This is a genomic window from Ilumatobacteraceae bacterium, assembly GCA_033344875.1.
GTDB lineage: Bacteria > Actinomycetota > Acidimicrobiia > Acidimicrobiales > Ilumatobacteraceae > Ilumatobacter.
In genome coordinates, this window is record JAWPMO010000001.1 from 494,117 (window position 1) to 513,543 (window position 19,427).

Here is a 19,427-nt window from a genome sequence, read left to right on the forward strand (position 1 = left end):
GGCGACACCCGGGTGTTCTACAGTGCGGGCATGGGTGACCAGCCGGGGGCGAGCAAGCTGCAGGCCCGTACGCGCACGGTCCTCCGCCCCCTCGCGAAGCGAGCGTGGAACATCGAAACGGTGGGCTACGAGCGTCTGCCGGCGGTCGGCCCGGCGATCCTGTGCCCGAACCACATCAGCTTCCTCGACTCCGCGGTGCTGATGCTGACGATGCCGCGCAACATCAGCTTCGTCGGCAAGGCCGAGTACATGGACGACTGGAAGACGAAGTACGTGTTCCCGGCGATGGGCATGATCCCGATCGACCGGTCGGGCGGCAGCAAGAGCCAGGCCGCGCTCGACACCGCCGCCGAAGTGCTGCGCCGCGGCGAACTCTTCGGGATCTACCCGGAAGGCACCCGCAGCCGTGACGGCGACCTGTACAAGGCCCGCACCGGTGCCGCCCGCCTGGCGATGAGCATCGGTTGCCCGATCTTCCCGGTCGGCATCACCGGGACCGACGTGATCCAGCCGATCGGCTCGAACATGCCGAAGCTCGGCAAGTCGTGTCGCATCCAGATCGGGCGCCCGGTTCGCCCCGAGCGGTACGCCGGTCGGGGTGCCGAACACCTGTCCTGGCGTTCGATGATGGACGAGGTCATGTTCGAGATCCGTGACATGACGGGTCAGACGTACCACAACGTGTACTCGGGCGAGCGTGAAGCGGCCGATCGCGAGCCCGGTCGGGTCGGCACGGTGACCGACGGTCCGGTTGCCGACCGCGAACTCGTCTCCGCCGGCTGATCGACCGCTGTGGCGTCGGGTTTCCTGCGCCACCTCGAAACGGAGCCGACCGACCTCACCGGTCGCTGCCTAGACTTTTCGACGTCATGTCGAACATCACCATCTCCCTGCCGGACGGATCCGAGCGAGAGTTGCCGGAGGGCGCCACGGCGCTCGACCTGGCGGCCTCGATCGGCAATCGACTCAAGAAGTCGGCGGTCGCAGCGACCGTCGACGGCACCGAGACCGACCTGACCCGGCCGCTGCCCGACGGCAGCACGGTCGGCATCATCACCAACGACACCGACGAGGGCCGCCATGTGTTGCGCCACTCGACGGCACACGTGCTGGCCCAGGCCGTCACCCGGCTGTTCCCCGGCGCCAAGTTCTCGATCGGTCCGGCCATCGAGAACGGCTTCTATTACGACTTCGACCTGCCCGACGGCAAGACCTTCAACGACGACGACCTCGAGGCGATCGAGCGTGAGATGCGCGAGATCGTCAAGGCGAATCAGCCGTTCGAGCGCAGCGAGATGTCGATGTCCGAAGCCAAGGAGCTCTTCGCCGATCAGCCGTACAAGGTCGAGATCATCGAGCGGGTCGAGTCGGCCGCCGGCGACCAACTCGACGCGGGCGAGGTCTCGAGCGACGGCATCATCAGCGCCTACCGCAACACCGACGAGTTCGTCGACATGTGTGTCGGCCCGCACGTGCCGTCCACCGGCAAACTCGGGTTCTTCAAGCTGCAACGGGTGTCGGGCGCCCACTGGCGTGGCAACGAAGAGGGCATCATGCTCCAGCGCATCTACGGCACGGCGTGGGAGTCGAAGCAGGCGCTGGCCGAGCATCTGCACCGCCTCGAAGAGGCGGCCAAGCGCGATCACCGCAAGTTGGCCACCGAGATGGATCTGCTCAGCTTCCCGTCGGAACTCGGCGGCGGTCTGGCGGTCTGGCACCCCAAGGGCGCCATCATCCGCAAGATCATGGAGGACTACAGCCGCGAGCGTCACGAGCACGGCGGCTACGAGTTCGTGTTCACGCCGCACCTCGCCAACGCCAAGTTGTTCGAGACCTCCGGCCACCTCCAGTGGTACGAGGACGGCATGTACCCGCCGATGGAGATGGACAACGGCACGTACTACATGAAGCCGATGAACTGCCCGATGCACTGTCTGATCTTCAAGAGCAGGCAGCGGTCGTACCGGGAGCTCCCGCTCCGGCTGTTCGAGCTCGGCAACGTCTACCGCTACGAGCGGGCCGGCACGCTGCACGGTCTGCTCCGGATCCGCGGGTTCACGCAGGACGACAGTCACATCTACTGCACCAAGGAGCAGCTCGCCGACGAGATCGCGTCGCTGCTCGACTTCGTGCTGTCGGTGCTGCGGGCCTTCGGGTTCGAGGACTTCACGTTCAACCTCTCGACCAAGGACCCCGAGAAGTACGTCGGTTCCGACGAGATCTGGGACGAGGCGACCGAGGCGCTGCGCCAGGCGCTCGACTCCCACGGGCTCGAGTACGCGATCAAGGAAGGCGACGCCGCGTTCTACGGCCCGAAGATCGACATCGACGTGCGTGATGCGATCGGACGCTCCTGGCAGCTGTCGACCATTCAGGCCGACTTCCAGTTGCCCGAGCGGTTCGACCTCGAGTACGTCGGTGCCGACAACGAGCGCCACCGCCCGATCATGTTGCACCGCGCCCTGCTCGGGTCGATCGAGCGCTTCATGGGTGTGCTGATCGAGCACTACGCGGGCAACTTCCCGACCTGGCTCGCACCGCTGCAGGTCCGGGTGCTGCCGGTCTCGACCGCGCACGAGGAGTACGCCGAGACGGTGCGCAGCCGCCTCGCCGACGCCGACGTCCGGGTCGACGTGATCGGTGCCAACGACGCACTCGGCAAGCGGATCCGCTCGTCGAAGATGGAGAAGATCCCGTACATCCTCGTCGTCGGCGACGACGACGTCGCCGCGACGACCGTCGGTGTGAACCCCCGCGGGGGAGAGGTCGAGCGCGATGTCGACCTCGGCGAGTTCGTGCAGCGCGTGGCCGACGAGGTGTCCGATGCCACGCATCAGGCGCTCAGCGCCTGACCCGAGGCGTCACGACTCCGGCACGAACGACGCCTTGCTGTAGTCGAACGAGATGATCCGGGTCGGACGAATTCGGATCAGGACCGGATCCCACTTGTCGGCCATGCCGGCGGCGTACGCGGCAGCGGCGTCGTGATCGCCGATGTAGCGCTCGAAGATGCTCACCCGGCGCTCCGCCGCGTCGGTCGGGTCGACCGTGGCCTCCCCGGAGATCATCACGCCCCGGTACGGCATCGATGCGCTGTCGATCAGGATGGTGACCCTGGGATCGCGTTCGACGTTCTTGACCTTGCGCTGCACCGATTGTGTGCTGACGCGAACTTCACCGTCCCGCCACTCGTACCAGATCGGCAGCGTGTGCGGTGTGCCGTCGGGATCGATCGTGCTCAGACGCGCCAGATGCGGTTCGGCGAGGAACTCGTCGAGTTCGGCCTCGGTCATCGCCGGCATCTGTGGATAGCCATGGACTTCGGTCACGGCCCACCTCCTCGTTGTCGGACCACCATGTTCGCGCAGCGACTCCGTCCGACGCGCCGGTGGTAGACAACAGGACATGACTCCGCTCGAACGACTCTGGAACGGCTGGCGGGCCACGTACGTCCAGTCGGTCGGCACCTCCGAGGTGCCGGCGGGGGAGGGCAGCATCTTCACGCGCATCCTCGCTTCCGGGATGAGCGACGAGGAGGCCAACATCGTCCACCGCGGGGAGCACGTGTTCGTGATCCTCAACGCGTACCCGTACGGGACGGGGCACACACTGATCCTGCCGTACCGTGAGGTGGCCGACCTCGAAGCACTCACCGTCGACGAGACGACCGAGCTGTGGGCAACCGCGACCGACACCGTGCGCGCGGTCAAGACGGCCTACCGTCCCGACGGTGTGAACGTCGGTCTCAACCTCGGACGCCCGGCGGGCGGATCGGTCAGCGAGCACCTGCACGTCCACGTCGTGCCGCGCTGGACGGGCGATGCGAACTTCATGACGGCGGTCGCCAACACGCGCACACTCCCCGAACCGCTGGCTGACACCGCACGCAAGCTCCGGTCGGCTTGGCCAGTAGGCTGAGTCGATCATGAGTTCCCCCGATTCCGTCGACGACCTGCGCGACGAACTCCCGGACGACATCAACGCCGCCGATTTCGTCGGGGCGTACCGATTCCCCGACAACTCGCGCCGCCGGATTCCCGGCTACCTGTACCTGGCGCTCGCCGTGGTCTGCCTGGTCGCCTATCTCACCGGCCGCGACTCGTCGCCGATCGTCAACGGTGGTCTGGGCTGGGCGGCGGTGATCCTGGGTGTCGCCGGGGTCGTCAGCATCACCTCCGGGTGGCGGATGAAGATCGACGAGAAAGAAGCGTTGGTCGAGGCCCAGCAGGCGATCGGCTTCCCGGTCGGACACGCGTCGGCCCAACAGGTCTGGCACGGGCTGCGCAGCCGCCCGACGTGGCGCGTGCTCTGCTACTCGACCGAAGAACCACCCGAACGTCGCGGTCTGGTGCTGGTCGACGCGGTCGACGGCCGCGTGATCCAGCACCTCGTCGAAGACAACCCCGAGCAGTGGCGGCCGTCGCCGTCCGACGCATGATCGGCCTCGACTGATGTTCGACGGCAAGTTCCGCGCTCCGGTCGACGCCGCGGTCAAGCCGATGGGCGCCGCGCTCCGGAAGACCAAGCTGACCCCCGACCACCTGACCGTGGTCGGGCTGGTCGTCGGTGCGGCATCGGCGGTCGCGGTCGGTTCCGGTCATCTGCGTTGGGGGCTCGTGCTCGTCATCCTGGCGGCCCTGCCCGACCTGCTCGACGGCGCGCTCGCCAAGGCGTCCAACACGTCGAGTCAGCGGGGTGCGTTCTTCGACTCGACGGTCGATCGCGTCACCGATGCGCTCCTGCTCGGCGGTATCGCCTACTACTTCGCCGAGACTCAGGATCCCCGCCTGGCCGTCCTGCCGTTCGCGGTCTCGGCGGTCTCGTCGGTCATCTCGTACCAGCGGGCCAAGGCCGAATCGCTCGGGCTCGATGCCAAGGGCGGCCTGATGGAACGCGCCGAGCGGATCGTCGTGCTGTGCATCGGCCTCTTCATCGAGCCGTGGGTCGACGGCGCACTGGTGTGGATCCTGTGGGGCATGCTCGTGCTGATCTCGATCACGGCCGTGCAGCGGTTCGTCAAGGTGTGGAAGCAGGCGGCGGTCGCTCCGGTCACGCAGGCCCGCATCGACATGCGCCGCGAGCAGCGGATGGCCCGTCGCGATGCACGAACCCGACGCCGGAGCACTCGGGTGCCCCTGCGTGAGCGGGTGCCCCGTCGACAGGACTGATCGGTCGGTGAGCCGGTCGCGTCCCACCCTCAGCGACGCCGCAGCACTCGGCGGGTACCGGTTGGCGGCGCTCGCAGCTCGCGGGCTGCCCGGGTTCGCAGCGCAGGGCCTCGCTCCGGCGCTCGGGTTCGGTGCCAGCTTCGCCAGCCTCGAACGCCGCTCGATGATCGAGCGGCATCTCCGCCGAGCCGACCCGACGATCGGCGGCGTCCGACTCAGGCGCTCGGTGCAGGAAGCGTTCGACTCGTACACCCGCTACTGGCTCGAGAGTTTTCGGCTGCCGCACCTGAACGGGCGCGCCGTCGAGCGAGGGATGCGCGTGCAGGGCTACGAGCACGTCGTGGAGGCGCTCGACGCCGGCAACGGAGTGATCCTCGCATTGCCCCACCTGGGTGGCTGGGAATGGGCCGGACGCTGGCTGGTCGAGCGTGGTCACGGCATCACCGTGGTGGTCGAGCAGATCGAACCACCCGAACTGTTCGATTGGTTCGTCGATCTGCGTCAGAAGCTGGGCATGAACGTGGTCGCGCTGGGGCCCTCAGCCGGGCGCGAGGTGCTCGCCGCCCTGAAACGCAACGAGGTGGTGTGTCTGCTCAGCGATCGAGACATCCAGCGCACCGGTGTCGAGGTCGAGTTCTTCGGTGAAGTCACCACGCTGCCGGCCGGGCCGGCCACGCTCTCGCTGCGCACCGGCGCACCGTTGTTGCCGACGGCGGTGTACTTCACCGATCGCACCGACGGCCACCTCGGCGTGGTCAGGCCGCCGGTCGACATCAGCCGATCCGACGACGGTCTGCGGGCCGATGTCGCCAGGGTGACCCAGGCGCTCGCCGACGAACTCGAGCACCTGATCCGACGGGCGCCGCACCAGTGGCACCTCTTCCAGCCCAACTGGCCGAGCGATCCCGGGTACGCGGCGGGCTGACCCTCAACTCGGGTGATGCCCGTGCCGATGACCCGTTGATGAATCGGTCGCTCTTCGCGCCCATCGGCCTCGGGCTGTTCGGTCTCGGTGCTCTTCTCGCGTACCTGTTGCCGACGGCATCGAAGAACACCGAATACGCCGCCGCCGGTGCACCGGCGTTCGCCGCGATCGCCGTGGTGATCGCCATCGTGACGTTCCGCCCGGTCCGCCCCGTTCCGTGGCTCCTGTACGCCGTCGGGATCACGATGCTCGGCGTCGCCACACTCGTGCGGGCCGACGAATGGTACGGCTCGACCGGCGTCATGTTCCCGGCCGGGTACGAGGCGTTCACGATCCTGGCGTACCCCTCGCTCTTCGTCGCCACGATCGGGATCTCATCCGGTCGGCGTCACGCTCGCGATCTGCTCGCCGGCTCCGAACCGATCATCTACGCCATCGCCGTCACGGCGTTGATCTGGCTGGCCGTCACCGGGCCGTACCTCGAAGACGGCACGATGCCGTTGACCGCCGAGGCGTGGATCTGGGTGTTTCCTCTGCTCGACGGCCTGCTGGCACTGCTCTCGCTGCGTCGGAGCGACCGCTCGGAACCGGGCCACCGCGCCTTCCAGACGATGACGCTGGGGTTCCTCGTCCTCGGCGGGGCCCACGTGCTGACCGGCTGGGAGGCGTACGAGGGCGGGCTCCAGCTGGGCTCCATGGTCGCCGCGTCGGCCATGGTCGGGCCGATCTTGCTCGGACTGGCCGCGACGATGCCATCATTGCGGCCAGTGGTAGCAGGAACCGGTGAACCCTTCCGTGTCCACTGGGCACAGATTTTCGGACTGCTCCTCGCCGCGCTCGTCCCGCTCGGAGCGATGATCCTGATGCTCGCGGCCGGACTCTCGTCGACGTCGTCGTTCGTGGTCGTGTCGCTCGCGACCGTGAGTGTGATCGTCCTCGCGCTGGCCCGCATGTGGCGGCTGGTCGACCAGGTCCGACTGCTCACCGAGCAGCGTGGCCACGCTCGTCTCGCCGCGATGGTCGAGCACTCCAGCGACGTCGTGATGCTCGCCGACGACCAGGGCCGGGTGAACTATGCCAGCCCGGGGCTTCGGGCGACCCTCGGGTACGACCCCGAGAGCTGGTCGGGACGCCATCTGCTCGACGTCGTGGTCGAAGAGGAGCGCGACGACGCGCTGCGCCAGTTCGAGCGACTCGTCGAGTACGGACACGGTGGCACGGTCGAGTTCGAGACCGGCCTGCTGCACGTCGACGGCCAGCATCGGAAAGCCAACGTCGTCGTCGCCAACCTGGTCGGCGGTGCCGCGGTCGACGGGATCGTCGCCACGTTCCGTGACGTCACCGAGCAGCGCAACCTCGAGCGACAGCTGAGCCACCGGGCGTTCCACGACGAACTCACCGGTCTGGCGAACCGTGCGCTGTTCCTCGACCGCATGGATCACGCGCTCCGGGTCACGCGTCCGCAGAGCGATCCGGTCGTCGTGCTCTTCGTCGACCTCGACGACTTCAAGTCGGTCAACGACGTGCTCGGGCACGCCGTTGGCGACCAACTCCTCAAGACCGTTGCCGACCGCATCCGCAACGCCGCCGGCAGCGGCGACACCGCAGCCCGGCTCGGCGGCGACGAGTTCGCCATCCTGCTCGAGGACCGCGGTGGCATCGATCGGGCGATCGACGTCGCCGAGACGTTGCTCGATGCGCTCCGTGACCCGGTCACGATCGCCGGGTACGACGTCGCCGTCCTGGCCAGCGTCGGCGTGGCCGTCGCCGCTCCGGGCATGAACACGACCAGCCTGCTCCGCGATGCCGACGTGGCGATGTACGAAGCCAAGCGGGCCGGCAAGGGCCAGATCCGCATCTTCGATCCGGCCATGCGCCTGGTCGCCACGAAGCACCTCGAGTACCGCAGCGAGCTCGCCGCCGCACTCGAGCACGACCAACTCCGGCTCGTGTACATGCCGTTCGTCGACCTGCGCAGCGGTCAGGTCACCGGCGCCGAGGCGCTCGTGCGCTGGCACCATCCCACCCACGGCGACGTGCCGGCCAGCGACTTCATCCCGATCGCCGAGCGTTCGGGTCTGATCGTGCCGATGGGGTACTGGATCCTCGACGAGGCGCTCGCTCAGGCAGCGGCGTGGCGACCGGGGCTGTACCTCAGCGTCAACGTGTCGGGCGTGCAGATCCGCCAGACCGACTTCGCCGAGCGGGTCATCGAGGCCGTCGATCGCCATCACGTCGATCCGAGCTCCGTCGTGTTCGAGATCACCGAGACCGTCCTCGTCGACGAGGGCGACCGCGCGACCGAGACGATCCGGCGGCTCCGCGAGGAGGGGTTCCGGTTCGCCGTCGACGACTACGGCGCCGACTACTGCTCGCTGAGCCACCTCCAGCGGCATCCGGTCGATCTCCTGAAGATCGACCGCGCCTCGATCGAGGAGTTCGGCAACGACCCGCGCGGCAACACGTTGGCCCGCACGATCCTGCAGATGGCGGAGTCGCTGGCGCTCCAGACCGTCGCGGAGGGCATCGAGACGTCGAGCCAGCTGCGCGAGCTCCGCCGGTACGGGTGTGACCTCGGTCAGGGGTACTTGCTCTCGAAACCGCTCGAGGCGAACGAACTCGCACAGCGGTTCCGTCAGGCCGACGCCGTCGGCGCCTACTGACCACCGGCCGCCGTTCGGGTACCGTGCTGTCGGTGACCCCCCACGGCGTGCGCTCCGATTCTGCGTCGCGTGGCCCATCGGCCCCGGCCCGACCGTTGCGGGTGGGCATGGTGTGCCCGTACAGCCTGTCGATTCCGGGTGGTGTCCAGGCGCAGGTGCTCGGCCTCGCCCGCGAGCTTCGTCGACAGGGACACGAGGTCAGGGTGCTCGGGCCGTGTGACGGGCCACCGCCCGAGCCGTTCGTGACACCCTTGGGCGACAGTCTGCCGGCCTCGGCCAACGGGTCGGTCGCGCCGCTCGCTCCCGACCCGTCGGCAACCCTGCGGACGATCCGGGTGCTGCGCGACGAGGCGTTCGACGTGGTCCACATCCACGAGCCGCTCGCCCCGGGCCCTCCGATCACGTCGGTGGTGCTGCACACCGCTCCGACGGTCGGCACGTTCCACGCCGCGGGTCGATCCTCGAGCTATCGGTTCATGGCCGGGGGATTGCGGCGGATCCTCGGTCGCCTCGATCACAAGGTCGTGGTGTCGAAAGATGCGCTCGCGCTGGTGCAGGGCTACCTGGGTGGCGAGTTCGAGATGCTGTTCAACGGGGTGGAGACCACGGAGATCCGCAGTGTCGAACCCGCCCGGCCGGAGCGTCGCTCGATCTTCTTCGTCGGCCGCCACGAAGAGCGCAAGGGCCTCGGCGTGCTGCTGGCGGCGCTGCGTCTCACCGACGCCGACATCACCTGCTGGGTGGCGGGAGACGGCCCCGACTCGGCCGCCCTCCGCTCAGAGTACGCGGCCGACACGCGGATCGAGTGGCTGGGTCGGATCTCCGATGCCGACAAGATCGCCCGCTTGCGCGGTGCGTCACTGTTCTGCGCGCCGTCGTTGCACGGTGAGTCGTTCGGCGTCGTGCTGATCGAGGCGATGGCGGCCGGGACCCCCGTCGTCGCGAGTTCGCTCGACGGCTACCGCAACGTCGCCACGCACGGCGTCGACTCGCTGCTCGTGCCTCCGGGCGACCCCGAAGCCCTCGCGCGGGCGATCGAGCAGGTGCTGGCCGACGACGATCTCGCGGCCCGACTCGTGGCGAACGGTGAGCATCGGGCGGAGGACTTCGCCATGTCGAGCCTGGCTGCGGCCTATGTGGGCATCTACGAACGCCTGAGGGCGGGCGGCGTAGACTGACGCCCATGGTCTATTTCATCATCCTGCTGATCGTGGTGGTGGCGCTCGTCGCCTACCTGATCAGCGCCTACAACGGTCTGATTCGCCGGCGCAACCAGATCGAGAACGCCTGGTCACAGATCGACGTGCAGCTCAAGCGTCGCCTCGATCTGATCCCCAACCTCGTCGAGACGGTCAAGGGCTACGCCGCCCACGAGAAGGAGACACTCGACGCCGTGATCCAAGCGCGCAACGCGTCGGTCGCCGCCTCGACCCCGCACGAGCAGGCCAATGCCGAGAACATGCTCGAGGGCACCCTGAGTCGGTTGTTCGCACTGAGCGAGGCCTATCCCGACCTCAAGGCCAACCAGAACTTCCTGGCGCTCCAGGAGGAACTGACCGCCACCGAGGGCCGGGTCGCCTATTCGCGCCAGTTCTACAACGACAGCGTCCTGGCGTACAACAACAAGCTGCAGCAGTTCCCGACGATGTACTTCGCGAAGATGCTCAAGTTCGAGCGCCGCGAGTACTTCGAGGCGGACGAGGCGGCGCGCACGGCGCCGACCATCGAGTTCTGATCCGACCGTCCCCCCGACATGCATGAACTGATTCGTTCGAACAAGCGCCGCAGCGCGCTGCTGGTCACCGGCTTCGTCATCGTCGTCGCCATCGTCGGCGGCGGCTTCGGCCTGCTGATCGGCGGCGGCCTGGTCGCCACCGTGATCGCCCTGGTCGTCGCCGGTGGCATCGCCTTCCTCAGCTACTGGAAGGCCGACAAGATCGCACTTCGGGTGAGCCGCGCCTACGAGGCCGACACCCAGGAGTATGCGCGACTGCACAACATCGTCGAAGGGCTCTGCATCGCGAGCGGCCTCCCGAAGCCCGGGGTGTACATCGTCGACGACCCTGCACCCAACGCTTTCGCCACCGGGCGCGATCCGAAGCATGCCTCGATCGCCGTCACGACCGGACTGCTCGAGAAACTGAACCGCGTCGAGCTCGAAGGTGTGGTCGCTCACGAGCTGAGCCACATCCGCAACTACGACATCCTCGTGTCCACCCTGGCGGTCACCATGGTCGGCGCGGTCGCCTTGCTGAGCGATGTCGCGATCCGCACCATGTGGTGGAACGGAGGGCGTGTCCGCCGCGCCGGTGACCGCAACGACAGCGGCAACCCGCTGGCGATCGTCGGCTTCGTCCTGCTGATCCTGGCACCGCTCGCCGCCAAGGCGATGCAGGCAGCGATCTCGCGCCAGCGCGAGACGTTGGCCGACGTGAGCGCGTGCCAGATGACCCGGTATCCGCCAGGTCTGATCTCGGCGCTCGAAAAGCTGCAGGACGACACGACGGTGACACATTCTGCGTCGACGGCTACGGCACACTTGTGGATCGAACAGCCGATGAGCGGGGTGGGTGACGCAGGTCGCCTGGGTGGCGCTCACAAGATGTTCGACACCCATCCGCCGCTCGAAGAGCGCATTGCCCTGCTGAGAGAACTGTGAACAGAACTGCCCTTGCCCTGCTCGTGACCGTCGGCTTCGTCGCCGCATCCTGCTCGGGTGGCGACGACGACGCCTCCGAGACCACGCCGGCCCCGACGATCGAGTCGACCGTGCCCGACACCGAACCGACGACCACGACGTCGAGCACCTCGACGACCGTGGCTCGCACGACGACCACCTCGACCACGGTGCCCGACGTGCTCCGGATGCCGCTGACCGGCGAGCCGATCGACGATGAGTCCGAGATCCCGGATCGTCCGGCGCTCGTGGTGAAGATCTCGAACGCACCGCTCAACGTGATGCCACAGGCCGGTCTGAACAGCGCCGACATCGTGTTCGAGGAGGTCATCAACGATCAGGCCACCCGGCTCGCCGCGGTCTACCACTCGCAAGACGTCGATCCGGTCGGCCCCATCCGCTCGGGGCGTGCGCAGGACATCAACCTGCTCCTGTCGCTCCAACGACCGCTCTTCGCCTGGAGCGGCGGCAACCCGGCGGTGACCCGCGCGATCCGCGACTCCGATCTGATCGATCTGAGTGCCGTCAACGGCTCGTCGGGCTACTACCGGCGGTCGGGGCGCTCCGACGCGAACACGTTGTTCTCGAGCTCGGAGGCGCTCTGGGCCCAGACCACCGACGAGGCCGGGCGGCCGAATCCGGTGTATCCGTACGTGTCCGAGGGAGAGGAGATCTCCGGTGCGCCGGCGGCGCGCATCGAGATCATCATGGACAGCCTGACGGTCGTCTGGGAGTACGACGAGGAGACCGACGGGTACTACCGCATGCAGAACGGACGCGAGCACAACACCGAGACCGCCGACGGGGTGGAGCCGGTGTGGGCCAAGAACGTCGTCGTCATGCTGGCCGACTACGGACGCAACCAGTTCGACGGCAACCCCGACGCCCAGGTGCTCGGCTCCAACCCGGTCTACGTGTTCACCAACGGCCTCGTGCAAGAGGGCGAGTGGCTGCGTTTCATGCCGGAGGATCCGTTCGAGTTCTACGACAACTTCGACGATCTGAACGAGTTGTCGCTGCAACCAGGTCGGACCTGGATGGAGATCCCACGCAACCTCGACGACATCATCTCCTGGGAGAGCTGACCCGAGGGGCCTGACCGGGAAGCGTGATCCGGGCGTGTGCCAAGCTGGCCACGACCCGGTCATCCCGCCGGCATCCCGAGCCCGACCCAGGAGGATCCATGCGTCTGACCGCAGCCGACGACCACGAGTTCGACGCCTACGAGGTGCACCCCGACGGGGCCGCCGCCTCGGTGGTGATCGTGCAGGAGATCTTCGGGGTCAACGCCCACATCCGCTCGGTGGTCGACCGGTACGCGTCGTTCGGGTACCGGGCGGTCGCTCCCGCCCTGTTCGACCGGGTCGAGGCCGGGGTCGAGCTCGGCTACGACGAGCAGGGCATCACACGCGGTCGTGAGATCGCCGGGCAGACCGCCTTCGAACCGGCGATGCGTGATGTCGCCGCCGCGGTCGAGGCCGTGGCGGCGACCGGTCCGGTGGCGGTGATCGGCTACTGCTTCGGCGGGAGCGTCGCCTGGCTCGCTGCCGACGAACTGCCGGTGCAGGCCGCGGTCGGCTACTACGGAGGCCAGATCGCGGGCCTGATCGACCGGCAGCCGAAGGTGCCGACGATGCTGCACTTCGGCGAACTCGACCACGCGATCCCCCTCGACGGTGTGGAGCAGGTCGCCGACGCACATCCCGAGGTGCCCGTCCACGTGTACGCGGGTGCCCAGCACGGGTTCAGCTGCGACGCGCGGGGTTCGTACCATCCGCTGTCGGCCGCGATCGCGCTCGGCCGGACGCTCGAGTTCCTGCTCGACGCCGGCGTCACACCCTGAGCCGGCCGGCGGCGCTCAGCCGTTCGCGAGCGAGCGGGCTGCGGTCGTGACGACGTGCACCGCGGCTTCCTCGACGGCGTCGTGCACACTCGCGTCGGGGATCTCCTGGGCCGAGCGGTTCACGAGCACGCCGGCGACCATGCCGGCTCGCCATCCGTTGGCGGCGCACATCGTGAACAGCGTGGCGCCTTCCATCTCGTAGTTGAGGACGTGGAGGGCGTGCCACTCGTCGCGGCTGCCGGCGAAGCGCCGATTGACGTAGCCGGAGACCGTGTCGTACCGCTCCTGTCCGGGGTAGAACGTGTCGGACGAGGCGGTGACACCGACGTGGCGGGTGATCCCGAGGTCGTCGGCGGCGGTGACGAGCGCGTTCACGCAGTCGTAGTGGGCGACCGCCGGGTACTCCAGCGGAGCGAAGTGCTGGCTCGCACCGTCGAGCCGAACGGCGCCGGTGGTGACGATCACGTCGGCGACGGCGATGTCGTCCTGGATCGCCCCGGTGGTACCGACCCGCAGGAAGGTACGCACGCCGAGCTGAGCGAGTTCTTCGACGGCGATCGACGTGGACGGCCCGCCGATGCCGGTCGAACACACGACGATCGGGGTGCCGTCGGCGAACCCGAGCGCACTGGTGAACTCGCGTTTGGAGGCGAGGGCGACCGAGCGATCGAACCGGTCGGCGATCTTGGCGACGCGCCCGGGATCGCCGGGCAGGATGGCGATCGTCGCCCCCTGGAGGTCACTGCGGGTCAGGCCGAGGTGGAACACATCCGACATGCACCCACCGTATCCGTGACGGACCGGCTCCGCCCGGCGGCGCAGTAGGACCGCGAAACCCGCACGACCCCGACGGTCCGTGTCACACTTCTGGTGGGCTGGAGGGTCTAGGTGGGTGTGACGTACGAGGAGTTCGTTCGACGTGATGGCGTCCGGCTTCGGGCCGGGCTCGTCGCGGCCTACGGGCCCGACGTCGGTGCCGATGCAGCAGCCGAAGCGCTGGCGTACGGGTTCGAGCACTGGGACCGGGTGGGCGGCATGGACAACCCCGCGGGCTACCTGTACCGGGTCGGGCAGAGCGAGGCTCGCAAGCACTTCCGACCGACGGGCTACCTGCCGCTCGCTCCCGCACCGGGTTTCCCCGACTTCGAGCCGGGCCTCGCCCCGGCGATGGAGGCGCTGACCGAGTCGCAGCGCGTCGGTGTCGTGCTCGTGCATGCGCTCGGCTGGACCCAGCGCGAAGCCGCCCAACTCCTCGATGTCGACATATCCACCCTGCGTACGCACATCGCAAGAGCGATGGTCAAGCTGCGCACCGCCTTGGAGGTGACCGTCGATGCCCGATGACCTGGAATCCCAACTGAAGGCGTTCGGCGCCACCCTCGAATCGCACACCGGTGAACCGATCGCGAGCGGCTCGCCCGAGAACGCAACGACACGGGCGACCCGCCGCTGGTGGTCGATCGCCGGCGCTGCGGCGTGCCTGCTCGCGATCGTGGTCGGCCTGGTCGCATTGACCGGTCGCGACGCCGAGGCGCCCGCCGTCCAGCCGGTGAATCCGGCCGTGTTGGTGCCGGCGCCGGCGGTGCCCGTCGACGGATTGCGCCTCGACGATGAGGGTTGGATCCTGACGCGACACAGCCGGTCGGCCTTCACGGTCATCGACGCGATGTCGTGCGGCGAGACACGCGAACTCGCGGCGCTGTCGGGACATGAAGTGGTGGTCGAGGAGTATCAGGGCTCGACCGGCGCTGCGTGGATGAGGGTCACCCATGTCAGCTACCCGGACCTGGCGACGGCGGTGGACCGGGTCGGACCCTTCACCGACCTTCGGAACTGTCCGGATGCCGACCTGGACGGTTACGAGCAGATCGATCTCGACGCCGGCCCCGACGTCACGGCGATGGGGTATCGACAGCACGGTTCGGCCGAGGTCGCGTTCATCGGCGGCGACGGCGGGACGGTGCTCGCCCGTGTCGGCAACGACGACAGCGCTGCCACGCTCCAGCTGCTCGCCGAGCGATCCGCCGTGCTCCTCGGTGGCCGGCTCGACTCGGTCCCGCCCGACGGCACCGTGACCGGCCTCGATGACCTCGCGGCGATGGTCGGCGATGATCCGATCGGCCTGATGGCCGACGGTTGGACGGAGGTGTCCTATGGGCTGACACCGTTCGAGCCCCAGACCTGGCCCGTGTGCGGACCGCCCGACGCGGTGGACGCGCTGGCCGGCGTATCCGTGCTCGACGCCGTGTTCGTGTCCCCGTCCGAAGAAGGAACCTGGGTCCGGTTCCTCCGGGTTGACGATCCTGCCGCTCGAGCTGCACTCGGGAGCGCGTTCGTCGCCGAGAGCGAGTGTCCGGCGTCGTCCCAGCCCGACCTCGGCGCGAGCGTCGCGGTCGAGTCCGATGCCGAAGCGGGCCGCTGGCGGCGGAGCGAGCGTGATCTCACGTCGGTGCTCGTCGCTCCGCGGGGCGCCGGCGCGCTCCCGCTGGTGGCAACCGTGACCGGCGAGAGCGATCGCGTCGAGGCGCTCGCCGACCGCGCTGCGGCCTTCATCGCCGGTGGCGCTACGGCTTCACCGGCCGATCCGGTCGGTGACGATCCGCTGGGACTGGAGCGGGACGGCTGGACGCTCGTGCAGCGGGACACCGAGTCGTTCGCGGCCGGTGAGCTGCCGTGCGGCGTCGCGGCCGTGGTCGAGGGGATCGACGGCGCCGACCAGGTGCACGACATGCTCACGCCGCCCGACGGCGACGGGTTGGACCTCGACATCCAGATCGTCGATGTCGGATCGATCGAGCGTGGCCAGGCGCTTGCCGAGTTCGTGGCAGCGATCGGCGACTGCATCGCCGACACGCAGGGCATCGCCGTCGAGACCGGGGCGATGTCGTCGATCCGGGCGACCTGGTTCCGAGCCGGCCCGGACTTCGCCCTCGTGGCGATCGTGGGGGAGGGGGCCCGGTCGATCGTGTTGGAGATCGAGGGCGCCCCGTTCGACGACGACCTGATCGGCGCTCTGGCCGAGCGTGCCGACCAGTTCCTCCGAGGCGAATCGGTTGCCGAGGTGGAGGTCATCGAGGTGGTCGGTGGTTCCGACCTCGGGACTCCGCAGGTCGAGCCGGTTGCCGGCCAGGTGAAGCTGTGGGTCTCGAACCAGAGCTTCGAGGACGACCCCGTCGCCGTCACGATCGAGATCGACGGTGTGCAGATCGTCGACGACTCGTTCGAGGTCGGCGGTCAGCACAACTGGTTCAGCTTCCTGATCGACGGCCTGGAACCGGGCGAGCACACACTGACCGCGACCAGCGGCACCGGAGCGGTGTTCGAGGGCACCTTCACGCTGCCGCCGGACGAGCCCCGTTGGATGGTCGTCGATTACTGGCACTACCCGGACGACACCGAGGGTCGCCACTTCACCTTCGACACATCGGACGAGCCGATCATCTTCAGCTGAGCTCGACGTGTCTCGGAACGAACGGAGCGAACCTGGTTCGCTCCGTTCGGGCAGCAGGTCAGAAGCGGCCGCCGTCGACCATGAACTGCTGGGCGGTGCAGCCGCCGCTGTCGTCGGCAGCGAGGAACAGGATCATCTGCACGAACTCGTCGGGCACGATCCGCTTCTTGAGCGCCTGGTCGTTCAGGGTGCCTTCCTCACCCTCGGGTGACCACCACTTCTCCAGCTGACGCTCGGTCGGCACCCAGCCGGGCAGCACCGTGTTGACGCGCACGTTCTTCGGCCCGAAGGTGCGGGCCATCGTTCGGGTGATGCCCTCGACGCCCGACTTGCCGATCGCGTAGCCGGGAAAGAAGTCCTCCTGCATCATGTAGCTGCTCGACCCGACGTTGACGATCGAGCCGAGTTCGGCCTCGAGCATCTGCGGTGCCATCGCCTGGATCGCGAAGAAGTAGTGCCGCAGGTTCACGTTGAGCCGGTCGTTCCAGTAGTCGACGGTCATGTCCTCCCAGCTGTGGCGGTCGTCGTTGGCGGCGTTGTTGACGAGCACCGTTACTCCGCCCAGGTCGTCGATCGCCTGGGCGCAGGCCGCCTGGAGCGCGTCGATGTCGCGCAGGTCCACCTCGTAGAAGATCGGCGTGTGGACGGCACCGGCGTCGACGCACCGTTCGATCGTGCGCCGTGCGTAATCGGCGTTGATGTCGACGAAGGCGACCTTGCTGCCCTGGCGGGCGAAGTGCTGCACTGCGGCGCTCCCGATGCCGTCGGCGCCGCCGGTGACGAACACCGTCCGGTCGACGAGCGACGGGTAGCGGGCGTAGTTCTCGATGGCGCTGTGCTGGTCGGTCATGATGTCTCCTTGGTGATCGATGGGAATCCGTAGACCTCGGCCGGGTTGTCGACCAAGACCTGTTGCTGCAGTTCGGCGGTGGGGAGCCACGCGTCGAGCAACCTGTTGACGTGTTCGTTCGGCACGGGCGCGGTCTGGCTGGGGTGCGGCCAGTTCGACGCCCACAGCATGCGTTCGGGGGCGACCTCGATCAAGCGGTGCGCGAGCGTCGCGACGGCGGGGTAGTCGGGCGCACCCTCGGTGGTCGATTCGTACGGGGCCGACAGCTTCACCCAGCATCGGCCGGTCTCGATCAGCGTCAGCAGGGCGCCGAACGCCGGCTCGTCGACCCGCACCGGCGGCGTGAACCGCCCCACGTGGTCGATCACCAGCGGTGTCGGCAGGTCGAGCAGCGCGTCGAGTCGCTCGGGTAGCTCACGGCCGTTCAGCTGGAGCTGCACGTGCCAGCCGTGGTCGGCGATCGTGCGGGCGACGGGGGAGAGCATCTCCCACGGCACGGCGCCACCGGGCAGCATGTGGAACCGCACGCCGACAGCGCCCTGCTGGGCGAGTCGGGCGATCGTGTCGGCGTCGGCTCGGTCGTCGACGACCACGACGGCGCGGGCGCGCGATCCGACTTCGGCGACGGCGTCGAGCTGGCACCGGTTGTCGAGCCCGTAGGTGGTGGGCTGCACGAACACCACCCGTTCCAGTCCGAGCTCGGCCTGTACGGCGCGGTAGTCGTCGACCGAGGCATCGGGTGGGGTGAGCACGGTCGTGGCACTGAGCGGGTACCGCTGGTCGTACACGTGGACGTGCGTGTCGCACGCACCGGGCAGGCGGGTCACTGCGACCACCAGGCTCGCAGTCGGTGCGCGTCGCCGGGGTTCACGGACCGTTCGGGCAGTTCGTGCGCCGCGATCGAACGCACCTGCTCGACGGAGTGCATCGCCTGGGCGTCGGCGTTCTCGGGCGTCAGGCCACCGAGGTGTGGCGTGGCCACGACGCCGGGTCGCGCCGCGAGTTCGGGTGATGGTCGCTGGTCGGGCGCCCGGCCGACGTCCATGGCCAGCCCGCCGAGGTGGCCGCTGTCGAGCGCGGCCGCCACCGCAGCCTCGTCGAGCAGCTCGCCGCGCGACACGTTGACGAGTATCGCCCCCTGCTTCATCCGGGCGAGGGCCGCTCCGTCGATCAGGTTCTCGGTCTCCGGGGTGGAGACGGCGAGCGGCAGCACGTAATCGCTCCGGCCGAGCAGCGTCGGCACATCGACCTGTTCGAACCCGTCGGCGGCAGCATTGGCGTACGGGTCGGCGATCAGCACGTGGACGCCGAGGCCGGCGAGCGCGGGTGCGAGGTAGCGGGCGATCGAGCCGTACCCGATGATGCCCGCCACCTTGCCGCGCAGCTGGAAACCGGGACGCTGGGCCGGAGCGACACCGTTGCGGTAGTCGACCACCGACTCGCTCACGTTCCGGGTCACGTCGAGCAGCAAGGCCAGGGCGATCTCGGCGGTGGACGGCACGAACGCCTTGTCGGCGTGGGCGACGAGCACGCCGTTGCGTGACGCTGCGGCGACATCGACGGTCGAGATGTCGACCGCGGTGCGGAGGAAAGCGACGAGATCGCTGTTCCGCTCGAACAGTTCGGCCTCGCCGGGCGTCGCCCGATGTGCGACCACGATCTGACATCCCGCCGAGTGTTGGATCAGTTCGTCGGTCGTGAGGTCCCGATCGAGCGGGTTCAGCACCACCTCGCACACGTCGCGCAGCTCGGGGAGGGCACGCCCGAAGTACACGTCGAGGTCCTCGGGATTGTGGGTCACGAAGGTCCGCAGCACCCTCCCGAACCTAACCCGACGGTTGGTGCCCTGC

The 19,427-nt window shown here is 68.3% G+C and carries 19 protein-coding genes; 14 read left to right on the forward strand and 5 right to left on the reverse strand.

Annotated elements, in window-relative coordinates:
- Positions 1–30 precede the first annotated feature (30 nt).
- Positions 31–783, forward strand: coding sequence for a lysophospholipid acyltransferase family protein (locus tag R8G01_02340; protein MDW3212807.1), 753 nt, complete (start codon positions 31–33; stop codon positions 781–783).
- 86 nt (positions 784–869) lie between these two features.
- On the forward strand, positions 870–2,852 hold the full coding sequence (gene thrS / locus R8G01_02345) for a threonine--tRNA ligase (protein ID MDW3212808.1): 1,983 nt from the start codon (positions 870–872) through the stop codon (positions 2,850–2,852).
- A 9-nt stretch (positions 2,853–2,861) separates the two neighbouring features.
- Here thrS and R8G01_02350 read toward each other — a convergent pair whose 3' ends face one another.
- The gene (locus R8G01_02350; GenBank protein ID MDW3212809.1) at positions 2,862–3,329 is read right to left on the reverse strand and encodes a PPOX class F420-dependent oxidoreductase; all 468 of its coding nucleotides are present in this window, start codon (positions 3,327–3,329) and stop codon (positions 2,862–2,864) included.
- Positions 3,330–3,405: 76 nt separating this feature from the next.
- Between R8G01_02350 and R8G01_02355 the strand changes: the two genes are divergently transcribed.
- The 10 genes from R8G01_02355 to R8G01_02400 all read left to right on the forward strand — a co-directional run bounded on the left by R8G01_02355 (position 3,406) and on the right by R8G01_02400 (position 13,276).
- Positions 3,406–3,918 carry an HIT domain-containing protein gene (locus tag R8G01_02355; GenBank protein MDW3212810.1) on the forward strand — a complete coding sequence of 171 codons (513 nt, stop codon included), beginning with the start codon at positions 3,406–3,408 and terminating at the stop codon, positions 3,916–3,918.
- 7 nt (positions 3,919–3,925) lie between these two features.
- The gene (locus R8G01_02360) at positions 3,926–4,438 is read left to right on the forward strand and encodes a hypothetical protein (GenBank protein MDW3212811.1); all 513 of its coding nucleotides are present in this window, start codon (positions 3,926–3,928) and stop codon (positions 4,436–4,438) included.
- Between the two features lie 13 nt (positions 4,439–4,451).
- Positions 4,452–5,168: a CDP-alcohol phosphatidyltransferase family protein gene (locus tag R8G01_02365; GenBank protein MDW3212812.1), complete on the forward strand. Its 717-nt coding sequence runs from the start codon at positions 4,452–4,454 to the stop codon at positions 5,166–5,168.
- 7 nt (positions 5,169–5,175) lie between these two features.
- Entirely contained in the window at positions 5,176–6,093 is a 918-nt protein-coding gene (locus tag R8G01_02370) for a phosphatidylinositol mannoside acyltransferase (protein ID MDW3212813.1), read from the forward strand.
- A 38-nt stretch (positions 6,094–6,131) separates the two neighbouring features.
- Positions 6,132–8,756, forward strand: a complete 2,625-nt coding sequence (locus tag R8G01_02375; GenBank protein ID MDW3212814.1) for an EAL domain-containing protein — start codon at positions 6,132–6,134, stop codon at positions 8,754–8,756.
- Positions 8,757–8,788: 32 nt separating this feature from the next.
- Positions 8,789–9,934: a glycosyltransferase family 4 protein gene (locus R8G01_02380; protein MDW3212815.1), complete on the forward strand. Its 1,146-nt coding sequence runs from the start codon at positions 8,789–8,791 to the stop codon at positions 9,932–9,934.
- 5 nt (positions 9,935–9,939) lie between these two features.
- Complete coding sequence (locus R8G01_02385; protein ID MDW3212816.1) at positions 9,940–10,491, forward strand: LemA family protein; 552 nt, start codon at positions 9,940–9,942, stop codon at positions 10,489–10,491.
- Positions 10,492–10,509: 18 nt separating this feature from the next.
- Positions 10,510–11,415: a M48 family metallopeptidase gene (locus tag R8G01_02390; GenBank protein MDW3212817.1), complete on the forward strand. Its 906-nt coding sequence runs from the start codon at positions 10,510–10,512 to the stop codon at positions 11,413–11,415.
- Positions 11,412–12,518, forward strand: a complete 1,107-nt coding sequence (locus R8G01_02395) for a DUF3048 domain-containing protein (GenBank protein ID MDW3212818.1) — start codon at positions 11,412–11,414, stop codon at positions 12,516–12,518. The genes R8G01_02390 and R8G01_02395 overlap by 4 nt, the downstream gene beginning before the upstream one ends.
- A gap of 98 nt (positions 12,519–12,616) precedes the next feature.
- Entirely contained in the window at positions 12,617–13,276 is a 660-nt protein-coding gene (locus R8G01_02400) for a dienelactone hydrolase family protein (GenBank protein ID MDW3212819.1), read from the forward strand.
- Positions 13,277–13,291: 15 nt separating this feature from the next.
- On the opposite strand, the gene udp is transcribed toward R8G01_02400, so the two are convergent.
- On the reverse strand, positions 13,292–14,053 hold the full coding sequence (udp, locus tag R8G01_02405; GenBank protein MDW3212820.1) for a uridine phosphorylase: 762 nt from the start codon (positions 14,051–14,053) through the stop codon (positions 13,292–13,294).
- Positions 14,054–14,164: 111 nt separating this feature from the next.
- Here udp and R8G01_02410 point away from each other — a divergent pair, with 111 nt between their 5' ends.
- Together R8G01_02410 and R8G01_02415 are read left to right on the forward strand one after the other, a co-directional pair.
- On the forward strand, positions 14,165–14,620 hold the full coding sequence (locus R8G01_02410; protein ID MDW3212821.1) for a sigma factor-like helix-turn-helix DNA-binding protein: 456 nt from the start codon (positions 14,165–14,167) through the stop codon (positions 14,618–14,620).
- The gene (locus R8G01_02415) at positions 14,610–16,727 is read left to right on the forward strand and encodes a hypothetical protein (GenBank protein ID MDW3212822.1); all 2,118 of its coding nucleotides are present in this window, start codon (positions 14,610–14,612) and stop codon (positions 16,725–16,727) included. Before R8G01_02410 ends, R8G01_02415 begins: the two co-directional genes overlap by 11 nt.
- Before the next feature lie 58 nt (positions 16,728–16,785).
- Here the strand turns inward: R8G01_02415 and R8G01_02420 are convergent, their stop codons facing one another.
- From R8G01_02420 to R8G01_02430, 3 genes are read right to left on the reverse strand one after another with little or no spacing between them, the layout of a single operon-like run.
- Positions 16,786–17,577: an SDR family oxidoreductase gene (locus R8G01_02420; GenBank protein MDW3212823.1), complete on the reverse strand. Its 792-nt coding sequence runs from the start codon at positions 17,575–17,577 to the stop codon at positions 16,786–16,788.
- Entirely contained in the window at positions 17,574–18,404 is an 831-nt protein-coding gene (locus R8G01_02425; GenBank protein MDW3212824.1) for an amidohydrolase family protein, read from the reverse strand. Before R8G01_02425 ends, R8G01_02420 begins: the two co-directional genes overlap by 4 nt.
- Positions 18,401–19,393, reverse strand: coding sequence for an NAD(P)-dependent oxidoreductase (locus R8G01_02430; GenBank protein MDW3212825.1), 993 nt, complete (start codon positions 19,391–19,393; stop codon positions 18,401–18,403). The genes R8G01_02425 and R8G01_02430 overlap by 4 nt, the downstream gene beginning before the upstream one ends.
- Positions 19,394–19,427: the final 34 nt, after the last annotated feature.